Source organism: Kluyvera ascorbata ATCC 33433 (assembly GCF_000735365.1).
Classification (GTDB): Bacteria; Pseudomonadota; Gammaproteobacteria; order Enterobacterales; family Enterobacteriaceae; genus Kluyvera; species Kluyvera ascorbata.
The window spans coordinates 1-25,767 of sequence record NZ_JMPL01000058.1 but is presented as its reverse complement, the minus strand read 5'-3'; the positions used below and the strand labels follow the sequence as shown (position 1 = coordinate 25,767).

Sequence of the window (25,767 nt, the reverse complement as noted above, 5' to 3'; positions counted from 1 at the left end):
CGGTTTGAGAAGTGGGGCAAGCCAGCGCACGATAACGTCCAGTACACCGCGCACTTCCAGATATTTCATGACAATGAGCATAACCACCATAATCGGCAGCAGCGTATAAAGCGCTACGTCGACGGAGGTCTTCCCTGCCGACATAATAATGCTGATGAAGTCCATCTAATTCTCAATCACTGCGGGAAGTAAGGATAGTTAGCGCCATCATAATACCAGCGGCAAGGAAGTGAAATCACCGTCGCGTATTTCTCTGTCCTGGAATTGGGTGCTAACTGTACTGCTCATCCCGCGCGTTCAAAGCGTAATGACTTTTTTCATCACCGAATGGGATAGCACCAGCATTGAAATGGCGACGGAAAGAATAAATGTCAGCACTATCAGCATTAATTTCGTGCCTAACGAGCTAATGGGGATAAGCGCCGTCAGCAGGTGGAATACCGAGTAGTGAAGGATATAGACGCCGGTCATTGTTTTACTGATGGTGGCCAGAATGGTCTCTTTAAGCTCGCTGTTTTTGCGAAATTGCACGCCGTTCGCGGCAATAACCAGCGCTAAGACCAATATATAGATTTGTGAGCCGGTAAGAATGAACGCATTTCTGTCGGCCTTAAACAGCGCGAAAAAGAAATGACGCTCATAAAACCAGGTGAAGAGGTAAATAAACGGTATGGCGATCATCGCGGCCCTGACGACTTTTTTACTGGTGAGCCATTGGGTCACCATTGGATCGCTGAACAGCTGGCCGGTCAGGTAAAAAAGTAACCAGGTCCACAAACGGTACTGCGGTGCCAGGCTCAGCTCGTGAACGTTAGGGTAGAGTGCAGCCAACAGGTCGTAGGCGTAAGAGAACAGCAGCAGCAAAAATACCGTGATGAAGAACAGCTTGCGTCGTTGACTGAGCCACTCAATTAACGGGTGAAAGGTGTAAATCACAATAAAAGAAAATACAAACCACGGCTGAATGAGATAGCCGCGCTGGTAGGGTTCCCAAAGGTAGTAAATTGTCACCCAGAACAGGAAGACGATGACCACGCTTTTAATTTTTCCCATTTGCCACTGTGCATTATGCCGGGATTGAGAATCCAGATACCCGGCGACCACAAAAAACAGCGGTGTGGCAATGGTTGAAATAAACGTCAGAAAGCCGAGGATCCAGTGATAGTCATAATCATAATGATCCCAGGTGTTATAGATAGTAAAAAACGTTACTGCCGTCATGCATCCCAGCGTTTTTATGATGTTCAACCCAGTCGTATTCATTGTTGTGGCTTTATATCCTTATGATGGAAACAGGCGTAAATCACTGGCAGCACCAGTAACGTCAGGATTGTCGCAAATCCGAGTCCAAACATAATAACCACAGCCATGCTCTGGAAGAAAACATCCAGCAGCAAAGGTGCGAGGCCGAGCACGGTGGTAAACGCGGTTAGCAGAATAGGGCGCAGGCGCGACGTTGCGGCATAGATAATGGCTTCCTGCTGCGCTTTTTCCTGCTTTTGCTGCTCAATTTCTTCAACCAGGACGATGCCGTTACGAATTAACATGCCGCTCAGGCTGAGCAGGCCTATCAGCGCCATAAAGCCGAAAGGGATCCCGGTAATTAAAAAGCCCGGCGTGACGCCAATCAGTGCCAGCGGGACGGTAAGCCAAATGGCAATCGCATTCTTCAGCGAGCTGAACATCAGCACGGTGATGACAAACATGACCAGATAGCCCAACGGTAGCGTCGTGAACAGCCCCTGCTGCGCTTCGCTGGAACTCTCGGCGTCACCGCCCCATTCAATGCTGTAACCGTGGGGAAGGGCAAGCGCATCAATCTTTGGCTTCACGCGGGCCAGGATATCGCCCGAGGTTTGGTTACTGAGCGGGTCTGGATCGGTCTGAACCGTCAACACGCGGCTACGGTCGCGGCGCAGAATGAGCGGATCTTCCCATTCAAGGTTAAAGCCGCTCACCACGTTGCTAAGTGGAATGTATTGCTGACGGCTTTGGCTCCAGACCAGGACATTGTTCAGATGGTTGGCATCCTGACGTTCAGCGGCGGGTGGGCGCACAATGACCGGTAGCAGATCGGCCCCTTCACGATAAAGTCCAGCGCGGCTACCGGAGAAGTTCATCTCCAGCGCGTTATCGATATCCTGTTTATCCACGCCCAGCTCGCGGCCTAATGCGGCAGAATATTGCGGGCGTATCACTTTGCTGCGGTTTTGCCAGTCGTTACGCACGCCGTCAGTGGCCGGGTCTGCGGATAAAATATCGCTCACCTGACTGGCAAGCAGGCGAAGCCGGTCGGGGTCAGGGCCTTTAATACGTACTTCAATTGCGCTATCCCCGGAAGGGCCGAACATCACCCGTTTGGTACTGGCGTTAACCTGTGGGTAGTTGCGCGCAATATAGCTATCAACGTGCTGCGTCAGGGCGGAAATTTTGCGCTGATCGTCCATCCGCACCATGATCTGCGCGTAGTTGCTGTATTGCCGTTGGCCGCTGTAGGTGAGGATGAAACGCATACTGCCCTGACCGACGGTAGCAATCGTGGTGACGACACCCGGCTGACCGTTAATTGAGGTTTCAATATCGCTGGCCATCTGCTCGGTTGCAGCAATATCGGTGCCGTAGGGCAGCCAGAGATCAACGAAGAAAATGGGCGTATTAGAGGAGGGGAAAAAGTTCTGCCGTACTGAACCAAACCCCCATATTGAAGCCGCCAATAGCACAACCATCACCGCCAGAGTTATGGCTTTACGCATCAACAGCGTGCGCAGAATTTGCTGATAAAGGCGATAAAAGCGCCCCGCGTACGGGTCGGTATCCGTTTGCTCTGTGGGCTGAGGTTGATCTTTTGATTGCCACCATTTAATCAACACCGGCGTAATGGTCAGCGCGGAGAACCAGCTCAGCATGAGTGAAATCAGCAGAACCTGGAACAGGGATTTACAGTATTCACCGGTGGAGTCCTGCGACAGGCCAATGGGCGCAAAAGCAAGAATGGCAATGACGGTGGCCCCAAGCAGCGGCAGCGCCGAGCGGCGAATGACGTAGTTAATGGCCGCGAGCTGCGTCAAACCCTGCTGGCGGGCAATCATCACCCCTTCGACGATAACGATAGCGTTATCGACCAGCATACTCAGCGCGATGATGAGCGCCCCCAGAGAAATACGCTGTAGTTCAATGCCCCAGAGATACATGATAAGCAGCGTGCCCAGCACGTTGAGCGCCAGCGACAGGGCGATGATAATACCGCTGCGGATGCCCATGAAAATGAGCAGCACGCCGACGACTATCGCCAGCGCCATCAGGAAGTTAGTAATAAAACCGTTCACCGAGTGGGCCACTTCTGCCGCCTGGTCGTAGAACAGGTCAATCTTAATGCCTGCCGGTTTTTCCGCCGACATCTGCTCAAGTTTCTGCTCGAGCGCGCGACCAACATCCACCACGTTAACGCCGGGAATAAACGAGACCCCCATGGTGACGGCCTGTCGCCCATTGGCGTGGTAAATGCTTGATGGTGACTCACTGAGCCCGCGCGACAGCGTGGCAATATCGCGTAGCCGCGTTGCGGCACCGGAGCCATGCGGGCTGATGAGCAAATCGCTAAGCTCATCAATATTTTCAAACTCGCCCGTAGGATGCAGACGAATGGACTCGCTGCCGGATTTTATCTCCCCGGCGTTGGATACGACGTTCAAACGGCTAAGGGTGGCGGCTAACTGGTTTAGCGTAATACCGCGGGCAGCCATTTTCGCCAGCGAAATATCAATATTGATTTGTTGGGGAATGGCGCCGCCGATAGCGACTTTGCCTACTCCGGGAACCAGCACCAGTTCGCGTCTGAGCTGCTCGGCGTAGCGAACCAGCTCTGGATTGCTGTAGCTATCTCCCGAGAGAGCAAAGAAAAAGCCGAAGACATCACCGAAATCATCGTTCACAAAGGGAGACGCCACGCCGGGAGGGAAGAGGCGCGCGGCGTCGCCGACTCTACGGCGCAGTTCATCCCAGATTTGCGGCAGTTCGCTGGAGTGATAGTTCGATGCGATATTGACGGTGATTTGTGATAGCCCATTGGAGGAAATTGAACTGACGTTATCCAGATAAGGCAACTGCTGCAGCGCATTTTCCAGCGGTAACGTCACCTCCTCTTCAACCTGTTGCGCCGATGCGCCCGGATAGTGGGTGACGACCACGGCGGTTTTAATGGTAAACGCCGGGTCTTCAAGGCGACCAATGTTCAGCAGGGCGAAAATGCCCCCGATGCCCAGCAGTAAGATAGTGAGCCAGACGCGCACGGGGTTGTTAATAAACTGGCGGGAGATATCCATTACAAACCTCGTTCACGCGTCCAGATTCTCACCGGCTGCTGCGCATGCAATTCGCTGACGCCTGCCGCCACGACACGATCGCCGACGCTCAGCCCATCGGTAATCACTACGCCCTGTGAGGTCACCTGGCCTACGCTAACTTTTCTGTCTTCGAGATGGAGCGCCTCGCCTTCACCTTTGACCAGCCAGACGTGCGGCTCATTGCGCTGGCGGTTATCAGGATTAAAAACGGCTTCAACCGGCACCACCACGGCGTGTTCGCCCTCGCTTGCGGGAAGATTTGCCAGGTTCACCGTGACGGTACCGCTGACGCCGCCGACGGAGGGGAAATCATCCGGGCGCGGCATGGTCAGGATAATTTGCCAGGTCAGGGTGCTGGCGTCGCTGCTGCCAGTGTGCTCTTTATATTCGGCGGTGAACTGCCTGTCCGGCAGGGTGTTGATCCTGACGACCGGCCGGTACTGCGCATTACGGATATCAATGGCGGTAAACAGATTTTCCGGGACGCTGAAAACAACGTCCAGCAGATCGGTTCGCGTCAGGGTGACGATAGGCTGCCCGGCGGCCACCACCTGGTGGTTTCGCACTGGTACACTGGCAGCCACACCGCTGAACGGCGCGGTCAGCGTCATCTGAGAGAGTTCTTCCTGGGCGATTTTTAGGGCGGCGTTGGCGGAGTCACGGCTCGCTCGCTGGATATCCATTTCTGCTTTTGAAATGGCCTGACGGCCAGCCAGCGTCTGGAAGCGGTCAAACTGCCGCTGGGCGAGCGTTGCGGCGGTCTGCCGTTCGTTTAACCGTTGCTGTGCCTCTCTGGCATTCAGGCGGGCGAGTGTCTGCCCCTGAGTAATGTTGGCTCCCTGGCGTACGTCGAGCGCTTCTATCTGACCGCCCCGCTTAAACGACAGGTCGGTAGAGTCGCCAGACTCAATGCGGGCAGGGAAAATACGCTGCTGTGAAGCACCAATGGCAACCACTTCCGCGACTTTCACCATCTTCGGTTGCGGTGTAACTTGTGGCGCTTTCTGGTCGCAAGCCGTTGTTATTAAAATAACAATGGGAATGAGAGAAAAATAACGGTTCACAGTATTCCCCTCGGAATTTAAGGACGTATTTTACATATTATTCACAATCACTGATTTTATTTAGCCAATGCAGATACCACGAAATAGGTGAATAAACCTGAAGCAGTGCAGGCAATTATTGCTAGTGCAATAAAAAAGGCCAGGCGAAATAAACTGTAGCCGAACATTATCCCTCCTCCAGCACCAATCGTTTGATGATTACATTCTTATCTACATAATTATTGGATGATTTTCGCAAGACGCAGTGACGCCTGTTAATGAGCATAGTCGCAGAAAATCGAAAATGTTAAAAATAGTAAAATTTGCGGCAATGTCGACGATTTGGCGGGTTTTATAGTTGAATTGACTGGCGCATGCTGCCGCCATGATATTTTTCAATATATTAATTGGTGTCTTAATTGTATCGCACGCCGTGTGCTACGTTTAGTTATGCCCTCATACCTCAATTCGAGATGTCTTTATCAGCGCCTTTCGTGGGCCATTTTTACTACCTGACATATTGGTTTATAAAAGGATTCTCTATGTATAAAAATATTCTTGTGCCGGTTGATGTGTTTGAAACTGGCCTCGCAGATAAAGCTTTATCCCACGCGCATTTTCTCGCACACAGTTCCTCCGGGAAAATTCATCTGCTGAACGTTATCCCTCCTTTTTCACCCGCACTGACGCGTGGGTTTATCGCCGATGCGAGAAAGATGGAAGAGTATCTAATTAAAAATTCGAAAGAAAAGCTTGCCGAGCTCATTAACAAACTCTCGATTAAAGAAGATGAGGTGCAGATACATGTCCGCAGCGGCAACGTCCGCGATGAGGTGACAAAACTGGCCGATGAACTGAAGGCCGATGTCGTCATCGTAGGCTCTCGTAACCCCAATATTCAGACTCATCTTCTGGGATCAGAGGCCTCCGGTATCGTGCGCTATGCTCATGTGCCGGTATTTGTGGTGCGTTAAGAGCAGCCAATAGCTGTCCTGATTTCCGTTACAGGAGTGAGGAGATACGAATGAACACAGACAAACCGGGCAGCCCGTATTACCAGCTCTCCGTAGATGAAACCCTGACCAGCACCAACAGTGCGCCGGAAGGGATTAGCAGCGCAGAGGCCGCCGCACGATTGCAGCAATACGGCGAAAATGCGCTGCCGCAAAAAGCGGGTAAACCGGCGTGGCTGCGCTTTCTTGCCCACTTTAACGATGTGCTGATCTACGTTCTGCTGGCGGCGGCGTTGCTGACCGCCGTAATGGGGCATTGGGTCGATACGCTGGTTATTCTTGGCGTGGCGGTCATTAACGCCCTGATTGGTCATATTCAGGAGAGCAATGCGGAGAAATCGCTGCAGAGCATCCGCAATATGCTTTCCAGCGAGGCGGTGGTGATTCGCCAGGGGAATCATGAAACCATTCCCACCACGGCGTTAGTGCCTGGCGATATTGTGGTTATCCGCGCCGGTGACCGTATCCCGGCTGACCTGCGGGTAATTGAGGCGCACAATCTACGAGTAGAGGAGGCGATCCTCACCGGTGAGTCGACGGTAGTAGAGAAAAACACCGACGCGCTCAGCGGAGAACTCCCGCTGGGTGACCGTACTAATCTGCTGTTTTCGGGCACGACGGTGAGCTCCGGCGGCGGTAAAGGTCTGGTGGTGGCCACCGGTGGTGATACCGAGCTTGGCCATATTAACCAGATGATGGCGGATATCGAGAAGCACCGAACCCCGCTGCTGGTGCAGATGGATAAGCTTGGTAAAGCGATATTTATCATCATTCTGGTGATGATGGCGGCGCTGTTTGTCTTTAGCCTGCTGTTCCGCGATATGCCGGTTTCCGAGCTGATGCTGTCGCTGATTAGCCTGGCGGTGGCTTCGGTACCGGAAGGGCTGCCGGCAATTATTTCGATTATTCTCTCGCTCGGCGTACAAACCATGGCGCGGCAGCAGGCGATTATTCGCAAACTGCCAACGGTGGAAACGCTGGGGGCCATGACGGTGATTTGCTCGGATAAAACCGGGACCCTGACCATGAACGAAATGACCGTTAAAGCCGTTATCACGGCGGACACGGTCTATCGGGTTGAGGGGGACAGCTACGAACCGGTGGGGAATATTCATCCGGTTGATAGTGAAGAGCCTATTACCGTGGCGCCCGATACGCTGCTGGCTCGTTATCTACGGACTATCGACCTCTGTAATGACAGCCAGCTTATCAAGGATGAAAGCGGGCTATGGAAAATAACCGGTGGGCCAACGGAAGGGGCGCTGAAGGTGCTAGCGGCGAAAGTGACGTTACCGGCCGTCTCGACCGAATTACGCAGTAAAATTCCTTTCGACTCGCAGTACAAATACATGTCAACGCTCTACCGCATCGGCGATGAGGAGTTGATTCTCATCACCGGCGCGCCGGATGTATTGTTCCGTCTGTGCCAGCATCAGCAAACCGACCATGGGCTGGAGCCGCTCAACCAACCGTACTGGGAAGCGAAAATTGAGGAGTACGCGCGGGAAGGGCTGCGTATGGTCGCAGCGGCATGGAAACCGGCAGCGGAGGGGCAAACGGAGCTCACCCATCAGGATCTGCAGCAGGGCGTTATTTTGCTGGGGATTGCCGGGATGATGGATCCGCCACGGCCTGAAGCTATTACCGCGATCGGCGACTGTCTGCAGGCGGGGATCCGCGTGAAGATGATAACCGGCGACCACCCGCAAACCGCGATGAGTATTGGCAAAATGTTGGGGATCGGCAACGCGGGCAACGCCATTACCGGGCGCGAACTGGAGGTGATGGACGATATCCAGTTGAGCGAAGCAGCGCAGAAATTTGATATTTTTGCCCGTACCAGTCCGGAAGATAAATTCCGCCTGGTCCAGGCGCTGCAAAGTAAAAAAGAGGTGGTCGGGATGACCGGTGACGGGGTGAACGATGCCCCAGCGCTGAAGCAGGCCGATGTCGGTATCGCCATGGGGATCAAAGGCACTGAAGTGACCAAAGAGGCCGCTGATATGGTGCTTACCGACGATAACTTCGCCACGATTGCCAGCGCGGTCAGGGAAGGGCGCCGGGTTTACGATAATCTGAAGAAAACCATCCTGTTCATTATGCCGACGAACCTCGCGCAGGGGTTGCTTATCATTATCGCGCTGCTGGCAGGTAACTTAATCCCGCTCACGCCGGTGTTGATTTTGTGGATGAATATGGCCACCTCCGCCACGCTGTCGTTTGGCCTGGCGTTTGAAGCGGGTGAAAAGAACATCATGCGGCGTCCACCGCGCGATCCTAAGCTGCACGTCATGGACGGATTTGCTATCTGGCGCGTGATTTTTGTGGGCTCAATGATTGCCGTGAGCGCCTTTGTGCTGGAGGCCTGGCTACAGCCGCGTGGCTATTCACCTGAGTTTATTCGTACCGTGTTGCTGCAAACATTGGTGACCGCGCAGTGGTTCTATATGCTCAACTGTCGAGTCGCGGATGGTTTCTCGCTGAGTAAAGGCCTGTTGGCCAACCGCGGGATCTGGATAGTGAGTGGCGTACTGCTGGTGCTGCAATTGTTGATTATCTACGCGCCATTTATGCAGGTGTTGTTCGGTACCACAGGGCTGCCGTTCCGCTATTGGGTCATCACCTTTATTATCGGGTTTGTCATGTTCCTGATAGTCGAAGTGGAGAAACCGCTGACCAGGAAATGGCGTACGACCTGATAGGTCGATTTCTGAAGCGTAGAAAAGCAAAAAGCCTGCTTAGTTTCCTAAGCAGGCTTTTTAAATTTGGCTCCTCTGACTGGACTCGAACCAGTGACATACGGATTAACAGTCCGCCGTTCTACCGACTGAACTACAGAGGAATCGTGTGAACGAGGCGCATAGTACTGGCACCCGATATTTGTGTCAACACTAAATTTAACTTGCTGATTCAAATGAATGAATTTAGCGCAAGATGCCGTTTTAGTGAACTACTGGTGAGTTTTTACCCAGTTCGCTGTTATCACGCAACCGCTGTAGAGGATCCTGGCGGTAGAAGCCGCAGAAACGTTGCCACAGGGCAGGGAAGCGTGGGGCGAAAAGTTCTGGCGCGCTGAAAAAATACTCAGATAAGACGGCAAAACATTCTGCGGGGTCGGTCGCCGCGTAGGCATCAATACTGGCAGCGTTTTCGCCAACTAAATCAATCTCATCCTGAATATTATTCATGGCTGCATGGAGGTCGTGTTCCCATCCTGCGACCTCGCGAAGCGGGATAAACGGCACGCCGCTGGCGCGGTCGCCATTACGGGCATCGAGCTTATGCGCCACTTCATGAATAATCAGATTAAAACCGGAGGCATCGAAAGAATCCTGAATATCGAGCCAGTTCAGCACGATGGGCCCCTGTTGCCAGCTCTGACCGGACTGCACCACGCGTTGGCTGTGGACCAGGCCAATATCGTCTTCCCACTCATCGTCCACGATAAAGGGAGCAGGGTAGATGAGAATTTCATTGAATCCATCCAGCCATTCAAGCCCAAGTTCGAGTACGGGCAGACAGAAAAGCAGGGCAATACGCGCCTCAATAATCGGCTCAGCCGTCAAACCTTGCAGAAACACCAGCCGTTTTTGTTGTAAAAAACGGTCGGCGAGCTGCACCAGCTTGAGCTGCTCGTCGTCAGAGAGAATGGCTAACAGCGGAATAGCCAGAGCCTGCGCCCATGGCATATTGCTTATTTCGACGGTATCACTTGCTTTCCAGGGCCATTTAATCATCGTTTTGCTCGCAAACTCGTCACTTGAACGCAATTGAGGAGACTGGGTCTGTTAAAATGCCAAATAACCTGGCATGATGGCAACCATCAAAACGGAGAGATGCCAGAGCGGCTGAATGGACCGGTCTCGAAAACCGGAGTAGGGGTAACTCTACCGGGGGTTCAAATCCCCCTCTCTCCGCCAATTTTCAACAAGTTATACTCCTCTCGTGCCCGTCAGACTTCCTTTTTTTAAAACGTCCACAGGATATTTTCGTAACCGCCGAGCGTCACTTCATTATGTCTGCAATTGTGACATTGGGCACAGGAATATCGGATTCGCGACCGATTTACCGTACCTGGCGTCGGCCCAAGGCAAAGCACATCATCGGCAGCGGTAGCGTGACAATCAGCAGCATCCACAGCAGCGTATAGACGGCATCTACACCATCATTTTGCAGGTTAGTGTATAGCTTGACGGGGATACCCTGGGGGAAATAGGCGAAGATCATGACGATGCCAAACTCGCCGACGGCACGAACCCAGGCGAGCGTGACGGCGGAAGCCAGGCCGGGGAGGGCGATAGGCAGCGTCAGATAGCGAAAGCGATTCCATCCGGAGGCGCCAAGCGTCTGGCCAGCTTCAAGAATGTCTTTTGGCACTGTAGAGAACGCCGAACGCGCCACCACGATGAAATAGGGTAGTGAACCGTAAATCTGCGCCAGCACAAATGCCGCCGGGTTGTTGACCAGAGTTATCCCTATTTTTGAGATCCAGGAACCGACCAGTCCATAGGGCCCCAGGGCGGAAACCAGCAGTATCCCCATCGCCAGCGGTGGGGTAAGCAGGGGGATCATCACCAGCATCTCGGCAATTAACCGCCGTCGCCCCGTTGCCTGCGACAACCACCAGGCTGCGGGCAAGCCAATCGCGACCGTGATGCACAGCGCGAACCCACCCAGACCCATTGATACGGCAATCGCATTATCGTCACGCCATGCCAGCTGTAAATGTTGCCAGGGTGTGACGCTGAGCAGCGTCACAAACGGAATGCTGAGCAGGAGAATAGCGGGCAGCGAAAGCCAACCCGCTATTTTGCCAGGACGGCTTAGCGAGCGTATAGCGCATCCCCTTTCGGTTCCGCGTAGCCATACTGTTTAAACAGCGCCTGACCTTGTGGGCTTTGCATAAATTTGACGAACTTTTTGCCTTGTTCAACGCCGTTAGGTGCATTTTTCAGCACGGCAGCGTAAAACACCATTGGCTGAGTATGCAGAACCTGGTCTTTGCCCTTGCTGTCTTTAATGGTGAAGCTGACGGTGTCATACCACTGCTTTTCCATCGCTGGGTTACTCAGGTTAATTTCATCCGGCAGCGCAACATACGGCAGGTGCGCGGAGCGAATTTCGCTCTCATACGCTGCGGCGGCATCGACCTGACCACTTTCGAGACGGGTTAACAGACCACCTTCCTGGTTCGTTTGCTGCGGGTTCTGGAGGCTACCGAGGATCTTCATCGCGATACCCGGTTGCTGATAATATTTTTCAGCCAGCATCAGGGTGAAAACGATATTCTGGCCTTTCGGATCGACATACGGGTCGGTGCGGCCAAAACTAATATCTTTTTTTGCCAGCAGATTGAGCCATGAGCCATCGCTCTTTTTGCTGGCTTCGGCAAACTGCTCGCCATATTTACCTTTTGGGTTGTACGCCAGCACCATACTGGTGCTAGCCACAGGCACAGCATCGTCAATCAGCCCTGCATCCTTCAGGATCTGCATTGGACCTGGGTTGATAGAGACGAAGACATCGGCCTCAATCTTGTGGCTGGCGAGCAGACGAGCCATCCCGTAGGCCCCTTGTCCTTGCCCCTGATATTCACCGTTATCTGCTTTGCTGAACGCTGGGCCCAGGCCCTGATCCATCACTTTGCCCATTGAACCGGCATAGGTGACACGGATGTCTTTGGCGAAAACCGCCGGGGTACATACCATCAGCGCTAAAATCCCGTACTTCATTTTTCCTGAAACCATTGCCCTGCCTCGTTATGTATTTTTTTACATATCGATTTTTCACGAAAAGGAGAGGAGGGGCAATGATGATGAAACGGTCGTTGAGCTTAAATTGAAAAAATACTCACTCTGGGGTAAATCTTGTATGTATTTGTTTCTGAATATGAAGGATTTATGCTCAGAACCGTTTAACGATAATATGGACGGCGAAAACCGTAGCCTGCGCGAGGCGTTCACGCCGCCCCCGGGGATCTGGCGCCAGAGGTGCAGAATAAGCGGGAAGGGAATGTGCTGGCGGCTTCTCAATCCGCAAAGATAAGAAGCCGCGCGTCGGAAAGTATCAGAAACGATAGCCTACGCCGATGTTAAAACCGTTGATGCTGTACTTGTCTTCGATATCGGCGGTGGTTCCTTCGTAACCGACGTTCACGGTCAGATTTTCGATTGGGTTAATGATGATGCCTGCGCCGTAAGCGAAAGAGGTTGAATCACGGGATTCGCTTTCACGATAGACTTCGTTGTTGCTCGATTCCAGCCATTTGACATCGATATCGGCTTTGGTACGCGCCGCACCGCCCAGCGCATACAGGGAGACATATTCGTTGATGCGGTAGGCTGGGCCGACTAACAGCGAGTAATACTTGACGTCGATATTGGTGTTGACGGAATCAGAGTCGACATAATAGTTCTGGTCCTGACTGCCGCTCATATAAGTAAATGAACCTACGACGCTGAATGGAGAATCAAATTCATAGCGATATTGCAGGTTAACACCGCGGATATTTTTGAAGTCCTGTACGTCTGCTTGAGCATAACCAATGGAAACGCTTTGGCTATCCGCAATGGCCATTCCACTTGCCAGACTCCCCAGGACCAATACTGCCAGAGATAGTTTTTTCAATTTATAAAACCCTTTAAAATTATTGTGTTGTGTTAATCAATGAGTTTGAAAAGCGCGGGGATTATATCGGGAATGTTTTTTCTGATGAACTACCTGAATTTATGGGATAAAACGGGAATAACGATCTGGAGATGTTTCTGCGAGCGGGCTGTGGTAATTAATTGCTTTACTAGGATGTTTCTTAAAATAGATTTGCCACTTAGGATGGAGCGATCTCTTATACACAACTTCCCAGTGGGATACTGATATTTGCCAGTGAGGTGTAGCTGTTCCGTTCACTGTACGCCAGGTGGAATATGAAGGCTTTGCGCCTGAGCCCGGGTGCGCAAGGGGCGGCGACGATTGGCCGCCCCTTGCGCACTCTCTGCGCCAATGCATTTTATATGGCTAGCACTAGCCGAGAGGAAAACTTATCGCTGAGAACAACCCGCACACTGCTTGTTCTGAATCTGCTGGAAGAAATCATTCCCTTTATCATCCACCAGAACAAACGCCGGGAAGTTCTCCACTTCAATTTTCCAGATAGCTTCCATACCCAGCTCAGGATAGGCCACACACTCCAGGCTCTTAATGCTGGTTTGCGCCAGCACCGCCGCCGGGCCGCCGATGCTGCCGAGATAGAAACCGCCGTGTTTATGACAGGCGTCGGTCACCTGCTGGCTGCGGTTGCCTTTTGCCAGCATCACCATACTGGCGCCGTGAGACTGCAGCAGGTCAACGTAAGAGTCCATACGTCCCGCGGTGGTTGGGCCTAAGGAACCGGACGCGTATCCTTCTGGCGTCTTGGCTGGGCCTGCGTAGTAGATTGGGTGATCTTTCACGTACTGCGGCAGTTCCTCCCCGTTATCCAACAGCTCTTTCAGCTTAGCGTGCGCAATATCGCGGGCAACGATAATGGTGCCGTTCAGCGAAAGACGAGTGGATACCGGGTGAGCAGAAAGCTGCGCTAAGATTTCGCTCATCGGCTGGTTGAGATTGATGCTGACCGCAGCGCCTTCACCCTGCTGACGCAGTGCTTCAGGAATGTACTGCGCCGGGTTGTGCTCCAGTTTCTCAATCCAGATACCGTCGCGGTTGATTTTGGCTTTGATATTACGGTCAGCGGAACAGGAAACGCCCATGCCGATCGGACAGGATGCGCCGTGACGTGGCAGACGGACGACGCGGATATCGTGAGCGAAGTATTTACCGCCAAACTGTGCGCCGAGGCCGAGATTCTGCGCCTCGATCATCAGTTCTTTCTCCAGATTCACGTCTCGGAATGCCTGGCCGTGTTCGTTCCCTTCGGTTGGCAGTCCGTCGTAATAACGGGTTGAAGCCAGTTTGACCGTTTTCAGCGTCACTTCAGCAGAAGTACCGCCAATCACGAACGCGATATGGTACGGCGGGCAGGCCGCGGTACCCAGGGTACGCATTTTTTCCACCAGGTAGTTTTTCAGCTTCGCTGGGGTAATCAGCGCTTTGGTTTCCTGATAGAGATAGGTTTTGTTCGCCGAGCCGCCGCCTTTGGCGATGCACAGGAATTTATACTCGTCTCCGTCGACGCTGTAGAGGTCAATCTGAGCGGGCAGGTTAGTCCCGGTATTCACCTCTTTATACATATCCAGCGCGGCGTTCTGCGAATAGCGCAGGTTGTCGGAGATATAGGTGTTGTACACGCCCTGAGACAGCGCGGCTTCATCGCCACCGCCGGTCCAGACGCGCTGGCCTTTTTTACCCATAATGATGGCGGTGCCGGTATCCTGACAGGTTGGCAGCACGCCTTTGGCGGCGATTTCGGAGTTACGCAGGAACTGTAGGGCGACGTATTTATCGTTTTCACTGGCTTCCGGGTCATTCAGAATGGCGGCAACCTGTTTCTGATGAGAAGGACGCAGCATAAAGGCGGCATCGTGGAAGGCCTGCTGGGCAAGCAGCGTCAGCGCTTCAGGTTCAACTTTTAAGACGTCCTGACCGTCAAACTGGGCCACGGAAACGTGCTCACGACTGAGCAGATAGTATTCAGTGTCATCGTGAGACAGTGGGAAGGGGTTCTGGTAATAAAATGATTTATTCGACATAGCGCTTCACTCCATAAAAATAAAACCGCCGGAGGTTGCCCGCCGACGGTTATGAATCAGAACATCATAGACATCCATGGGTAGCCGATGACTAGCAGCGCTACCAGGAAGATGCCCCCAAAGATGGTGCCGAGGCGCCAGTAGTCTTTGGTCGGCAGATAGCCACTGCCGTAGTAAATTGGGCTTGGGCCAGTACCGTATGGGGTGATGATCCCCATGATACCCAGCGAGGTCACCATCAGCAGCACGAAGACGTTCATGTTCATGCCCGGAATGGTTGACGCGATGGTCAGCATCGCTGGCAGCAGCGCAGTGGTGTGCGCGGTGGTGCTGGCAAACAGGTAGTGCAGCAGGTAGAACGCCAGCAGCAGAACGATGGTCGCCACGCCCGGGGAGATACCGCTCATCAGCATGCCGCCCTCTTTACCCAACCAGCCGATAAAACCGGTAGAGGAGAGGCCGTCGGCCAGAGCCACCAGAGTGGCAAACCACACGAAGGTGTTCCACGCGGCTTTATTACCGGTGATGTCGCTCCACTCCAGTACGCCGGTCCACAGCATCAGGCCGATAATCAGCAGGGCGGCCATGGCGGGTTCAATCCACGCGGCGGCGAAGATCCACATCATCAGCGCACAGCACACGAACACCAGCAGCAGAATTTCGTTACGAGACAGTTTGCCGAGTTTTTCCAGCTCGCGTGCGGCCCACAGCGGCACTTCGTCGTTCACCTTCACTTCCGGCGGGTAGAACCAGTAAGCCAGCAGCGGCATGGTAAGAATCAACAGCAGACCCAGCGGCAGGAAGGCGATAAACCAGGTACCCCAGGAGATGTTGATACCAACGATGCTTTTCACCAGCGCCAGCGCCAGCAGGTTAGGTGCCAGTGCGGAAAGGAACATGGAGCTGGTAATACAGGCGGCGGTAATCGCCACCCACATCAGGTATGAACCAATTTTACGCGCGCTTGGGTCGTTCGGTTTTGAACCGTACAGCGGCGGCAGGTTAGCGATAATCGGGTAGATGGTCCCGCCGCTACGTGCGGTATTGGACGGCGTAAACGGTGCCAGCAGCAGGTCAGCCAGCGTGATAGCGTAGCCGAGCGTCAGGCTGCGGCGACCGAGGTATTTCACCAGGATCAGCGCCAGGCGGCGACCGAAGCGGGTTTTATCGTAACCGGCGGCGAACATAAACGCGCCGAAGATAAGCCAGACGGTGGAGTTGCCGAAGCCGCTGACCGCCCATTTAAAGGAGGCACCCGCCAGCTGGAACTTCGGTGCCGCCATCTGTTCAGGGCTGAACAGCACCCACTGGCTGCACAACGCGATGGCAACCACCCCGGTCAGGCCGATAACGGCACCCGGAAGCGGTTCAAAGATAAGGCCAACAATTACGCCGACAAAGATAGCGAAGTAGTGCCAGGCATACGGTGGAAGCCCGTCAGGAACCGGGACGAAGAGGAGAAGCACCGCCACAATAATAGGCAGCGCCATCATCACAAGACGGTTTTTCTTACCATCTTTTGGTTTACTCACCGGGGTCGGTGAGTGCGATGTCGCAGATTTCTCGTTCATATTACGCTTCTATAAGTAGTTAATAATTCGATTGACTAAAATTGCCGCTTTGCTTTTTTTAGTTTTTTACTTTTTTTATATTTCAAAAGTACGGCTGGCAATTTCAAAAGTTAGGTGCTTAACGCTATTTTATTTAGCGCTAAGTTTTAAAAATCTTATATTCATATAATGCGCTTTTGGATGCTATTACAATTGATCGGGATCAAAAAATCACAATCGCCGTATTAATTTTACGCATTGATAAATAACCCTATTGGCTTATTGGGTATTATGGTGGTTAGGTTAAATTAATTTTTATATTAGACGGTGTTTTACTTGTTTTTAATTGCATTAAGTTACTGTTTTTATTGAATTTATTTTCGGCTCCGTACTGGTTTGACCACCGTTAACAAAGTTGCATTTGTATCGATATTTATTAAATTATTGTGAATAAAAAAGAATTAAATTAGTAACACCATGGGGGTATGTGTGTTATTTAGGGGATTAAATAGTTTTATAACTAACGTAATTACTTTAGTAACTAAAATTATCGTTATATTAATACCATGATATCGGCATAACAAATAACTCAAATACCGCCCGATCCCGAATTCTTAAATTTTAATTTTTAAAAAGTTTGGAGTTAACCCTTATGAACAATCAACATCGCGTACTGAGCTCTTGTACATTACCGAATGGTACCGAGCTTAAAAACCGTCTCTTTATGGCACCGATGACAACCTGTTCAGGTTATTACGATGGTTCCGTCAGCAGCGAGCTGGTGGAGTACTATCGTGCTCGCGCCGGTCTTATCGGTACTATCATCGTAGAATGCTGTTTTGTTGACGATTTAGGTCTGGCTTTCCCGGGCGCACTCGGCATTGACAGCGATGACAAAATTGCCGGGCTGGCAAAAATCGCTGAAGCCATTAAATCGAAAGGCTCTAAAGCACTGCTGCAAATCTACCACGGCGGCCGCATGGTCGATCCGAAACTGATTGGTGGCCGTACGCCGGTTGGCCCAAGCGCCGTAGCGGCCCCGCGTGATGGCGCGGCAACACCGGTAGCCCTGACCACTGAAGAAGTGGAAGGGATGGTCGGTAAGTTCGGCGATGCCGTACGTCGCGCTATTCAGGCCGGTTTTGATGGCGTCGAAATCCACGGCGCAAATACCTATCTTATCCAACAATTCTACTCGCCAAACTCCAACCAGCGTGACGACGAGTGGGGCGGCAGCCGCGATAACCGCGCGAAATTCCCGCTGGCGGTGTTAGATATCACCCATAAAATGGTGCGCCAGTATGCGGACGACGCCTTCATCATCGGCTATCGTTTCTCGCCTGAAGAGATGGAAGTTCCAGGGATTCGCTTTGACGACACGATGTATCTGCTGGAAAAACTGGCTGCTCGTGGGCTGGACTATCTGCACTTCTCCGTTGGTGCGACGTTGCGTCCGTCTATCGTCGATACGACCGACCCGACCCCGCTGATTGAAAAATACGTTGCGATGCGTTCTGAAACGCTGGCACAAGTGCCGGTAATGGGCGTGGGCGGCGTGGTGAACGACAGCGATATCGAAAGCGCTATGGACCACGGTTACGACCTGATTGCGGTTGGCCGCGCCTGTATCGCTTATCCTGACTGGGCTGAACGCATTGCCGACGGCCAGACGCTGGATCTGTTTATCGACAGCACCCAGCGCGAAGCGCTGAACATCCCTGAACCGCTGTGGCGTTTCTCGTTGGTGGAAGCGATGATCCGCGATATGAGCGTGTCGGTGTCTAAATTCAAGCCGGGCGTGTTCGTTGAAAAAGTGCAGGATGAAGCCGGTGAGCTGGTTATCAACGTTAGCCTCGAAACCGACAGAATCGCCGACATTGAACTGATCGGCGGCGTGGATCAGGACGTGGAGTTCGTCACCAGCTTTGAAGAAATTCGCTCACGTATTCTGGATGCGAACACCCCACATGTGGATGCCATCTCCGGGGCAACCAGCCAGAGCGAAGCGGTGAAAAAAGCGGTCTCCAAAGCGATGGTGAAATCCAGTAAAGCGCTGGTGGCTGAAGAAGGCGGCGATACCGCGGCACCAAAATCTTACGATGTGGTGGTAGTCGGGAGCGGCGGTGCAGGTCTGGCGGCGGCTATTCAGGCGCACGATGACGGTGCCCGCGTGCTGATCGTTGAGAAAATGCCGACTATTGGTGGGAACACCATTAAGGCATCCGCTGGGATGAACGCTGCAGAAACGCGCTTCCAGCGGGTGAAAGGGATTCAGGACAGCAAAGAGCTGTTCTATGAAGAAACCCTGAAAGGCGGCAAAAAACAAAAATAATCCTGCGCTGCTACGCCGCTTTGTTGAAACGGCACCGCAGGCCATTGAATGGCTGGCGGATCGCGGCATCATGCTGAACGACATCACCACTACCGGTGGGATGAGTATTGACCGTACGCACCGTCCAAAAGATGGTTCTGCAGTGGGTGGCTACCTGATAAGCGGTCTCGTGCGTAACGTCACAAAACGCCAGATTGATGTCATGCTCGACACCTCCGTGGTCGATATTGTAATGGAAGGGGGCGAAGTCGCCGCCGTACGTCTGCTGACCGATGAGCAGGAAACGGCCACCATTCAGACCCGCAGCATCATTGTGGCGACAGGTGGTTTCAGCGCTAACAGCGAAATGGTGGTGAAATACCGTCCTGACCTGGCGGGCTTTGTCACCACTAACCACAAAGGGGCGACCGGCGGCGGTATCGCGCTGCTTGAACGCATTGGTGCTGGTACGGTAGATATGGGCGAAATTCAGATTCACCCAACCGTTGAGCAGAAAACCTCTTATCTGGTCTCTGAATCTATTCGCGGCGGCGGGGCTATTCTGGTGAATCAGAAGGGTAACCGATTCTTCAACGAGATGGAGACCCGCGACAAAGTGTCCGCGGCGATTATCGCGCTGCCGGAGCACTATGCTTACATCGTGTTTGATGAACATGTTCGCGTAAAAAACAAAGCGGCGGATGAGTATATCGCGAAAGGGCTGGTCACCAGCGCCAGCACGCCTGCGGAACTGGCTGCAAAACTGGGGCTGGACGCTGAAGCCTTCCAGGCAACCTTAACGCGCTATAACGGTTTTGTGGAAAAACAGGACGACGAAGAGTTCGGTCGTAAAACCGCACTGCGCGCACCGTTGAATGAAGGGCCGTTCCACGCGATTCAGATTGCGCCGGGTGTACACCACACGATGGGTGGCGTAACCATCAACACTGACACCTGCGTGCTCAACGCCAACAAACGGGCAATTCCTGGCGCTTATGCCGCCGGTGAAGTGGTCGGTGGTATCCACGGCGGTAACCGTATTGGCGGGAACGCGGTGGCAGATATTATTATCTTTGGTACGCTTGCCGGTCGTCAGGCCGCGCAGCGCGCGCAGCAGGTACCCTGGGCGATGCTTGAATCCGCATAATTAACCAGCATCGAATTGCCTGATGGCGCTGCGCTTATCAGGCCTTCAAAACCCAACCCGTAGCCCGGCCGAGCGTAGCGACGCCGGGTTGTTACCATCAGCAAAGGGGGATATCGATGTCAGACAGCACAAGGGTTTATAGCTATTCTGCCGTACTGATGGGCTCACCCATCCTGCTTAAGCTTTTCGCGCATAACGAACCGCTCGCCTCACGCGTTTTCCGCCTTATCAAACACTATGAAGACCTGCTCACCGTTAACCGCGCCCAGTCGCAGGTGATGGATATCAACCATGCGGCGGGTCAGCATCCGGTTGTTGTCAGTACCCCCGTTTACACCCTCATCAAATGCGCGAAAGCGGCGAGCCTGCTGCCGCAAAGTGCCTTTAACTTTGCCATTGGTCCGCTGGTTAAGCGCTGGCGCATCGGTTTTAAAGGCGACAGCGTGCCACCGGCTGATGAAATTACCCAACTGTTGACGCTGACCAATCCGGAACAGGTCGTGCTTAACGACGACGATATGAGCGTGTTTCTGGCACAGCCCGGTATGGAAATCGATCTCGGCGCGATTGCCAAAGGCTTTATTGCCGACCGCGTGCGTGACTATCTTCGCCAGGAAGGGGTGGAGCAGGGGTTAATTAATCTCGGCGGTAACGTTCAAACGCTGGGGACGCCGGAAGGGGGCTGGTCAATTGGTTTAAAAAACCGTTCTCAACCTCTGGCGCGATGATTGGTACCCTGGAAATTGAGAATAAATCGGTGGTGACTTCTGGCGTATACGAGCGTTTTTTCGAACAAAACGGCCATCTTTATCACCATATCCTCGACCCACGCACGGGATATCCGCTGGATAATGAACTTGATAGCGTCACCATCATCAGCGCGGATTCAATCGACGGCGATATCTGGACTACGCTGATGTACGGCATGGGTGTCGAAAAAGGGTGCATGGCGCTGCGGTCACGCCCGGATATTGAAGCTATTTTTGTCACCAAAAACAAAGAGGTGGTGCTTTCATCGTCCCACCTCTATCGTTTCACGCTGCTGGACAGCGATTACCGGCTTACTGGCAGTACTGTTTGAGCAAGCCGTATTGCTCGGCCTGTAGGCGGTAGCGATAAACCGGGCGGCCGGTAGCACCATAGTGAATGCTGGTAAACAGAATATTAATTTGTGCCAGCCAGATCAGATATTTACGGCAAGACACGCGTGAAATATTCACCGCCTGCGCCAGATCGTCGGTGGAGAATTCGGTCTCCGGGTGAGCATCAATCCACTGGCACAGCGTGCGCAGCGTCTGCGGCGTTAAGCCCTTCGGCAAGCGCTTGGTATCCGCCAGTTCCGGCGTACCGCCGTGCAGCAGACGGTCAACGTCGGCCTGCTCGTAGTAGGCGTGGCTGCCCATCAGCTGTTTTTTCTCACGCCAGCTCAGCAGCGCCTCTTCAAAACGCGGGAACTGGAACGGTTTAATGAGGTAGTCCACCACGCCGTAGCGCAGCGATGTCTGGACGGTGGCGGCATCTGAAGCGGATGAGATCATAATGACGTCGATCGCGCGGCCAGAATCGCGCACGATGGGCAGCAGATCCAGACCGTTATCTTGCTGCATATAGACATCCAGCAAAATAAGATCGATAGAGAGCGTGGCATCCTGCACTTTCTCTTTTGCCTGTTGGAGCGTAGAGGCAATGCCGCAGCAGACGAACCCGTCGACCCGCTCGATATAGCAGCGGTTAAGGTCGGCCACCATGGCATCATCATCGACTATCAATACATTCATCACGCGCTGTTCCTCTCGCTATCCCAGGGAATTTGTACAAAAAATTGCGTAAACACGCCAGGCTCAGACTCGACGGAAAGGGTGCCGCCGAGATTTTCCGTTTGCTGGCGGGCCAGAAATAGCCCGACGCCCCGGTTCTCGCCTTTGGTTGAAAATCCTTTATTAAAGATGGCATCGATACGATCGGCCGCGATGCCGGGACCATCGTCGCTAACCTCGCCGCTGAGCCAGCCATTCTGGTAGTGCAGCAGCAAACCAATCTCGCCTTCGCCCTGATCTGCCATCGCATCCAGCGCGTTTTCTATCAGGTTACCGAGCACCGTCACCAACACCGCAACCTGCTCTTCATTAGGGTTATCCGGGATCAGACTTTCTTCGGCCAGCGTCAGGGTAACGCCTGCGTCGCTCGCACGGTTAATTTTACCCAACAGGAACCCGGCAATGATCGGTGATTTGATTTTATGCTGCAACGTGCCGATATCCGTCTGATAGTTCTGCGCGGTCTGGAGGATGTAGCCTTCCAGCTTGTCGTAGCGCTTCATGTGCAGCAGCCCCAGAATCACGTGCAGTTTGTTCATAAACTCGTGGGAGTGGCTGCGAAGCGCGTCAACGTAGTTCACCAGCCCGTCCATACGCTGCATCAGTTGACTGATTTCCGTTTTGTCGCGGAAAGTACTAATGGCGCCAATAACCCGTTTATTGTTGAGCACCGGGACGGTGCTGCACAGCAGCAGACGCCCGTTACAGCCAATCTCACGATCCTCAATAGGCGTGCCGCTGACCAACACTTCTTTCAGGCTATCCAGCAGCGGCGCGTGCTGCACGGCACCGAGGGCTGGTGCATCGACGGAAAACAGTATTTGGCGAGCCGCCTGATTAATTAGCGTCACCCGACCTTGACCATCAACCGCAATCACCCCTTCGCGAATTGATTGCAGCATGGCCTGACGTTGCTCAAATAAGCTGGAGATTTCGTGAGGCTCGAGACCGAACAGGATATTTTTGAGCACCCGCACCAATCCCCAGACCCCGAGCAGGCCGACAATCGCGCTGAACAGGACAAACCAGACCGCGTTCCAGCGTGCGGCGCTGATTTGCTGATCGACCTTTTGTAGAGAAATACCGACGATCACGACGCCAATCTGTTGATGCTGGCTGTTATAAATCGGGGTGAAAACGCGCATCGCTTCAGCCAGCACGCCGTGGTTGATGGAGAGGTTCTCTTTTCCTTGCAATGCGGGCTTAAGATCCGCGCCGATAAAGTGCTGACCAATCAAATGCGCATTGGGGTGTGAGTAGCGGACCGCGTCCATATTAGTGACGACGGCATAGAGCAGGTCGTTTTGCTGCTGCGCCGCGCTGGCGATAGGCTGAATGATGTTGCTGTCAGGCGATTGCGCCAGCCCGCGCTTTATCTCGGGCGAGTTGGCAAGCGTGCGGGCGATGGCAAACGCCGTATCTTCCACGCCTGCGCGTGTTGCTTTGGTTATCTGTACAAAGTAGAAGGCGTAGACCACCAGTAACACGGAGGCAATGACGCTGCAAACCATCAGCGTCACCAGCGTACTGAGCTTCATGGGGCGCTTGGGGTGGGGCTGATTGTGCGGCATGCGTACGTTAATACCTTTTATTATCGGAGGTCAAAAAACCATTATCGCCGATGTGCCTGATTTCATAAAGCTATCCTCCCTTACAAAACCAAACCTCTCTTTGTGACCGTTCTCGCAGAGCAATCCATACAAAACACTTTAGTATTGCTTAAGAACCCATAATAAGGAGTCCGTTTATGAGCATTAAGCTTACCGGTTCAGTCATGGAACGACGCAATTCAACGACGGCTGAGATTGATAGACTGTCTACTCTCGATATGTTGAGCGTTATTAATCAAGAAGATAAGCGCATTGCTGATGCGATAACCCCTTGTCTCGACAACATCACCCAACTGATTGATAACGCGGTGGCGACGTTAAGCCACGGCGGGCGCGTGGTGATAGTGGGAGCCGGTGCCTCTGGGCGTAACGCGGTGATCGCGGCGAATGAGTTTTCGCCGGACGAAAAGCACCCGGTAATGGGACTGATTGCCGGTGGGGCGTTGGCCATGCTGCATGAAATGAGCGGCGCAGGGCAGGATTACGATCGCGGGGTACTTGATCTTCAGGCTATCGGGTTCACCCAAAAAGACATGCTGGTGGCGCTTACGGTGAGTGGGAAAACGCCATGGCTATGGGGGGCATTACGCCACGCGTGGTCCTTGGGGGCGATGCGGGCCGTGATTACCCGCAATCTGCACAGCGAAGCGACCGATCTTGCCGATATCGTAATTGCGCCGCAAACGGGGGCTGAAGTGGTGGCTGGCTACGGCGAGCCTAAGGCGATGGCCGCACAGAAAATGGTGCTCTCTATGCTGACAATCGGGCTGGCTATTCGCAGTGGCCGGGTTTATAGCAATATGCGCGTGGATATCCGTGACACGGATACGCGTATGGCTGAGCGGCAAATTGCGATAGTGATGGAAGCGGGTGGGTGCAGCCGCGCGGTGGCGAAAGCGGCGCTGGAAAGCTGCGATCACCAGTGTAAGACGGCGGTGCTGATGGTACTTACCGGGCTGGACGCCTGGAAAGCGCACGAGCTGCTGGCGCAGAATAATGGTTTTGTGCGGGTGGCGCTGCAGGAAGCTCCATAATGCTAAGTGAATAAAAAGCCCGCATGATGCGGGCTTTTTTATGACGTACAGATTAGAACTGGTAGGTCATACCTACACCAACAATATTGTCGGTAGATATGTTGTTATTACCGTAGAACTCAGAATCTTCATTTAGCAGGTTGATTTTGTAGTCAATGTAGCTCGAGAAGTTTTTGTTGAAGTAGTAGGTTGCGCCCAGATCGATGTAGTTCACCAGATCCTTATTGGACAGGTCCGTACCGTTGCTGTTCGTGGCGACGTCAACACCGCGAGAGTACACCCATGCTAAAGATGGACGCAGGCCGAAATCGAACTGATATTGCGCGGTGATTTCGACGTTCTGCGTTTTGTTGGCAATACCGTCATCGCCATACGGTGTCATATTGCGCGTTTCTGCATACATTACCGCCAGATAAATGTCATTGGCGTCATATTTCGTGCCAATAGTCCAGGCGTCAGCTTTATCACCGTCGGCAATTACGCTGCGGCCCTTATTACCAGCATAGGCAACCTGATCGTTAGTACGATCGGAGGTCGCGTAGGCTGCCCCAATGGTTAAGCCTTGTAATTCCGGAACGGCATCAGCAAAGTCAAAGGTAGTGGACATACTGTAGCCGTCACCGTTCTGGAAGCGAACATCGTTATGGCCGTTTTTGGTCCCTTCCTGGTTGTTTGAACCAGATTCGTTAGCTCCCTGATACTGCAGCGCGAAGTTCCAGCCATCAACCAAGCCGAAGAAGTCACTGTTACGGTAGGTGGCGACGCCGTTGGTACGACCAACCATGAAGTTGTCGGTCCAGGTATAGGAGTCCCCCCCCTGAACTGGCAGCATATCTGTCCAGCCTTCAATGTCGTATACCGCACCGTAGTTACGGCCGTAATCGAAAGAGCCCAGGGTGGCGAACTTCAGACCGGCGAACGCCAGACGGTTGAAGGATTTATCACCAGCGCCTTCGGTATCGTTCGCGTAGGTTTTGTATTCCCACTGGCCATAGCCAATCAGATCGTTAGAAATCTGAGTTTCGCCCTTGAAACCAATCTGCACGTAGGTTTCATCGCCGTCATCGCCAGCGTGGTCGGAGAAGGTATGACGCGCGTCAACCTTTCCGTACAGATCTACTTTATTACCGTTTTTATTATACATTTCTGCCGCATTTACTGTGCCAGCCATGAGTAAAGCAGGGACTAACAGTGCCAGAGCTTTCATTTTCA

General features: G+C 53.0%; 15 protein-coding genes, 2 tRNA genes and 3 pseudogenes. 6 read left to right on the top strand and 14 right to left on the bottom strand.

The genetic code is table 11. The annotated features are described in order from the left end of the window. The 4 genes and pseudogenes from GKAS_RS14370 to GKAS_RS14355 all read right to left on the bottom strand — a co-directional run. Positions 1–165: pseudogene (locus tag GKAS_RS14370) on the bottom strand (nucleoside recognition family protein); the annotation flags it as partial. A gap of 132 nt (positions 166–297) precedes the next feature. Continuing rightward, a complete protein-coding gene (locus GKAS_RS14365) occupies positions 298–1,221 on the bottom strand; it encodes an acyltransferase (protein ID WP_167540420.1) in 924 nt (307 codons plus the stop codon). A 38-nt stretch (positions 1,222–1,259) separates the two neighbouring features. Next, a complete protein-coding gene (locus GKAS_RS14360; protein ID WP_035895067.1) occupies positions 1,260–4,322 on the bottom strand; it encodes an efflux RND transporter permease subunit in 3,063 nt (1,020 codons plus the stop codon). Then, positions 4,322–5,407: an efflux RND transporter periplasmic adaptor subunit gene (locus GKAS_RS14355; protein WP_035895066.1), complete on the bottom strand. Its 1,086-nt coding sequence runs from the start codon at positions 5,405–5,407 to the stop codon at positions 4,322–4,324. The genes GKAS_RS14360 and GKAS_RS14355 overlap by 1 nt, the downstream gene beginning before the upstream one ends. 521 nt (positions 5,408–5,928) lie before the next feature. Here GKAS_RS14355 and GKAS_RS14350 point away from each other — a divergent pair. Further along, positions 5,929–6,360, top strand: a complete 432-nt coding sequence (locus GKAS_RS14350; protein ID WP_035895065.1) for a universal stress protein — start codon at positions 5,929–5,931, stop codon at positions 6,358–6,360. A 50-nt stretch (positions 6,361–6,410) separates the two neighbouring features. Further along, positions 6,411–9,098 (top strand): cation-transporting P-type ATPase, encoded by a 2,688-nt coding sequence (locus GKAS_RS14345; RefSeq protein WP_035895064.1) that lies wholly within the window; start codon positions 6,411–6,413, stop codon positions 9,096–9,098. Positions 9,099–9,165: 67 nt separating this feature from the next. Here the strand turns inward: GKAS_RS14345 and GKAS_RS14340 are convergent. Next, positions 9,166–9,241, bottom strand: a tRNA-Asn gene (locus tag GKAS_RS14340). A gap of 100 nt (positions 9,242–9,341) precedes the next feature. Beyond that, the gene (gene mtfA, locus GKAS_RS14335) at positions 9,342–10,136 is read right to left on the bottom strand and encodes a DgsA anti-repressor MtfA (RefSeq protein ID WP_035895063.1); all 795 of its coding nucleotides are present in this window, start codon (positions 10,134–10,136) and stop codon (positions 9,342–9,344) included. A 93-nt stretch (positions 10,137–10,229) separates the two neighbouring features. Here mtfA and GKAS_RS14330 point away from each other — a divergent pair. Next, a tRNA-Ser gene (locus GKAS_RS14330) sits at positions 10,230–10,319 on the top strand. 145 nt (positions 10,320–10,464) lie between these two features. Here the strand turns inward: GKAS_RS14330 and GKAS_RS14325 are convergent. From GKAS_RS14325 to GKAS_RS14305, 5 genes are all read right to left on the bottom strand, one after another. Beyond that, on the bottom strand, positions 10,465–11,208 hold the full coding sequence (locus GKAS_RS14325; RefSeq protein WP_035895062.1) for a molybdate ABC transporter permease subunit: 744 nt from the start codon (positions 11,206–11,208) through the stop codon (positions 10,465–10,467). A gap of 14 nt (positions 11,209–11,222) precedes the next feature. After that, a complete protein-coding gene (locus tag GKAS_RS14320) occupies positions 11,223–12,146 on the bottom strand; it encodes an extracellular solute-binding protein (RefSeq protein WP_373995153.1) in 924 nt (307 codons plus the stop codon). Positions 12,147–12,465: 319 nt separating this feature from the next. After that, positions 12,466–13,026, bottom strand: coding sequence for an Ail/Lom family outer membrane beta-barrel protein (locus GKAS_RS14315; RefSeq protein ID WP_035895060.1), 561 nt, complete (start codon positions 13,024–13,026; stop codon positions 12,466–12,468). Between the two features lie 410 nt (positions 13,027–13,436). Next, positions 13,437–15,086 (bottom strand): class I fumarate hydratase FumA, encoded by a 1,650-nt coding sequence (gene fumA / locus GKAS_RS14310; protein WP_035895058.1) that lies wholly within the window; start codon positions 15,084–15,086, stop codon positions 13,437–13,439. A 56-nt stretch (positions 15,087–15,142) separates the two neighbouring features. Beyond that, positions 15,143–16,657 carry a DASS family sodium-coupled anion symporter gene (locus tag GKAS_RS14305; RefSeq protein ID WP_202209216.1) on the bottom strand — a complete coding sequence of 505 codons (1,515 nt, stop codon included), beginning with the start codon at positions 16,655–16,657 and terminating at the stop codon, positions 15,143–15,145. 631 nt (positions 16,658–17,288) lie between these two features. On the opposite strand from GKAS_RS14305, the pseudogene GKAS_RS14300 reads away from it, so the two are divergent. Both GKAS_RS14300 and GKAS_RS14295 read left to right on the top strand, forming a co-directional pair. After that, positions 17,289–20,094 (top strand): annotated as a pseudogene (locus tag GKAS_RS14300) (flavocytochrome c). Between the two features lie 116 nt (positions 20,095–20,210). Beyond that, a pseudogene (locus tag GKAS_RS14295) lies at positions 20,211–21,175 on the top strand (FAD:protein FMN transferase). Here the strand turns inward: GKAS_RS14295 and dcuR are convergent. Both dcuR and GKAS_RS14285 read right to left on the bottom strand, forming a co-directional pair. Continuing rightward, positions 21,156–21,875, bottom strand: coding sequence for a two-component system response regulator DcuR (gene dcuR / locus GKAS_RS14290; RefSeq protein WP_035895057.1), 720 nt, complete (start codon positions 21,873–21,875; stop codon positions 21,156–21,158). The pseudogene GKAS_RS14295 and the gene dcuR sit on opposite strands and share 20 nt — an antisense overlap. Further along, entirely contained in the window at positions 21,872–23,482 is a 1,611-nt protein-coding gene (locus GKAS_RS14285) for a sensor histidine kinase (protein ID WP_035895056.1), read from the bottom strand. The genes dcuR and GKAS_RS14285 overlap by 4 nt, the downstream gene beginning before the upstream one ends. Before the next feature lie 176 nt (positions 23,483–23,658). Between GKAS_RS14285 and GKAS_RS14280 the strand changes: the two genes are divergently transcribed. Further along, positions 23,659–24,555, top strand: a complete 897-nt coding sequence (locus GKAS_RS14280; protein ID WP_035895055.1) for an N-acetylmuramic acid 6-phosphate etherase — start codon at positions 23,659–23,661, stop codon at positions 24,553–24,555. 52 nt (positions 24,556–24,607) lie between these two features. Here the strand turns inward: GKAS_RS14280 and GKAS_RS14275 are convergent. Then, positions 24,608–25,767 (bottom strand): porin (locus tag GKAS_RS14275; RefSeq protein ID WP_035895054.1); only part of this gene is annotated, 1,160 nt, incomplete at its 5' end.

Bases quoted from the DNA above. Each gene is read 5' to 3' on its own strand.
- GKAS_RS14360 (WP_035895067.1), bottom strand. From the start codon at position 4,322: ATGGATATCTCCCGCCAGTTTATTAACAACCCCGTGCGCGTCTGGCTC.
- GKAS_RS14285 (WP_035895056.1), bottom strand. From the start codon at position 23,482: ATGCCGCACAATCAGCCCCACCCCAAGCGCCCCATGAAGCTCAGTACG.
- mtfA (WP_035895063.1), bottom strand. From the start codon at position 10,136: ATGATTAAATGGCCCTGGAAAGCAAGTGATACCGTCGAAATAAGCAAT.
- fumA (WP_035895058.1), bottom strand. From the start codon at position 15,086: ATGTCGAATAAATCATTTTATTACCAGAACCCCTTCCCACTGTCTCAC.
- GKAS_RS14305 (WP_202209216.1), bottom strand. From the start codon at position 16,657: ATGAACGAGAAATCTGCGACATCGCACTCACCGACCCCGGTGAGTAAA.
- GKAS_RS14280 (WP_035895055.1), top strand. From the start codon at position 23,659: ATGAGCATTAAGCTTACCGGTTCAGTCATGGAACGACGCAATTCAACG.
- GKAS_RS14345 (WP_035895064.1), top strand. From the start codon at position 6,411: ATGAACACAGACAAACCGGGCAGCCCGTATTACCAGCTCTCCGTAGAT.
- GKAS_RS14320 (WP_373995153.1), bottom strand. From the start codon at position 12,146: ATGGTTTCAGGAAAAATGAAGTACGGGATTTTAGCGCTGATGGTATGT.
- GKAS_RS14365 (WP_167540420.1), bottom strand. From the start codon at position 1,221: ATGACGGCAGTAACGTTTTTTACTATCTATAACACCTGGGATCATTAT.
- GKAS_RS14350 (WP_035895065.1), top strand. From the start codon at position 5,929: ATGTATAAAAATATTCTTGTGCCGGTTGATGTGTTTGAAACTGGCCTC.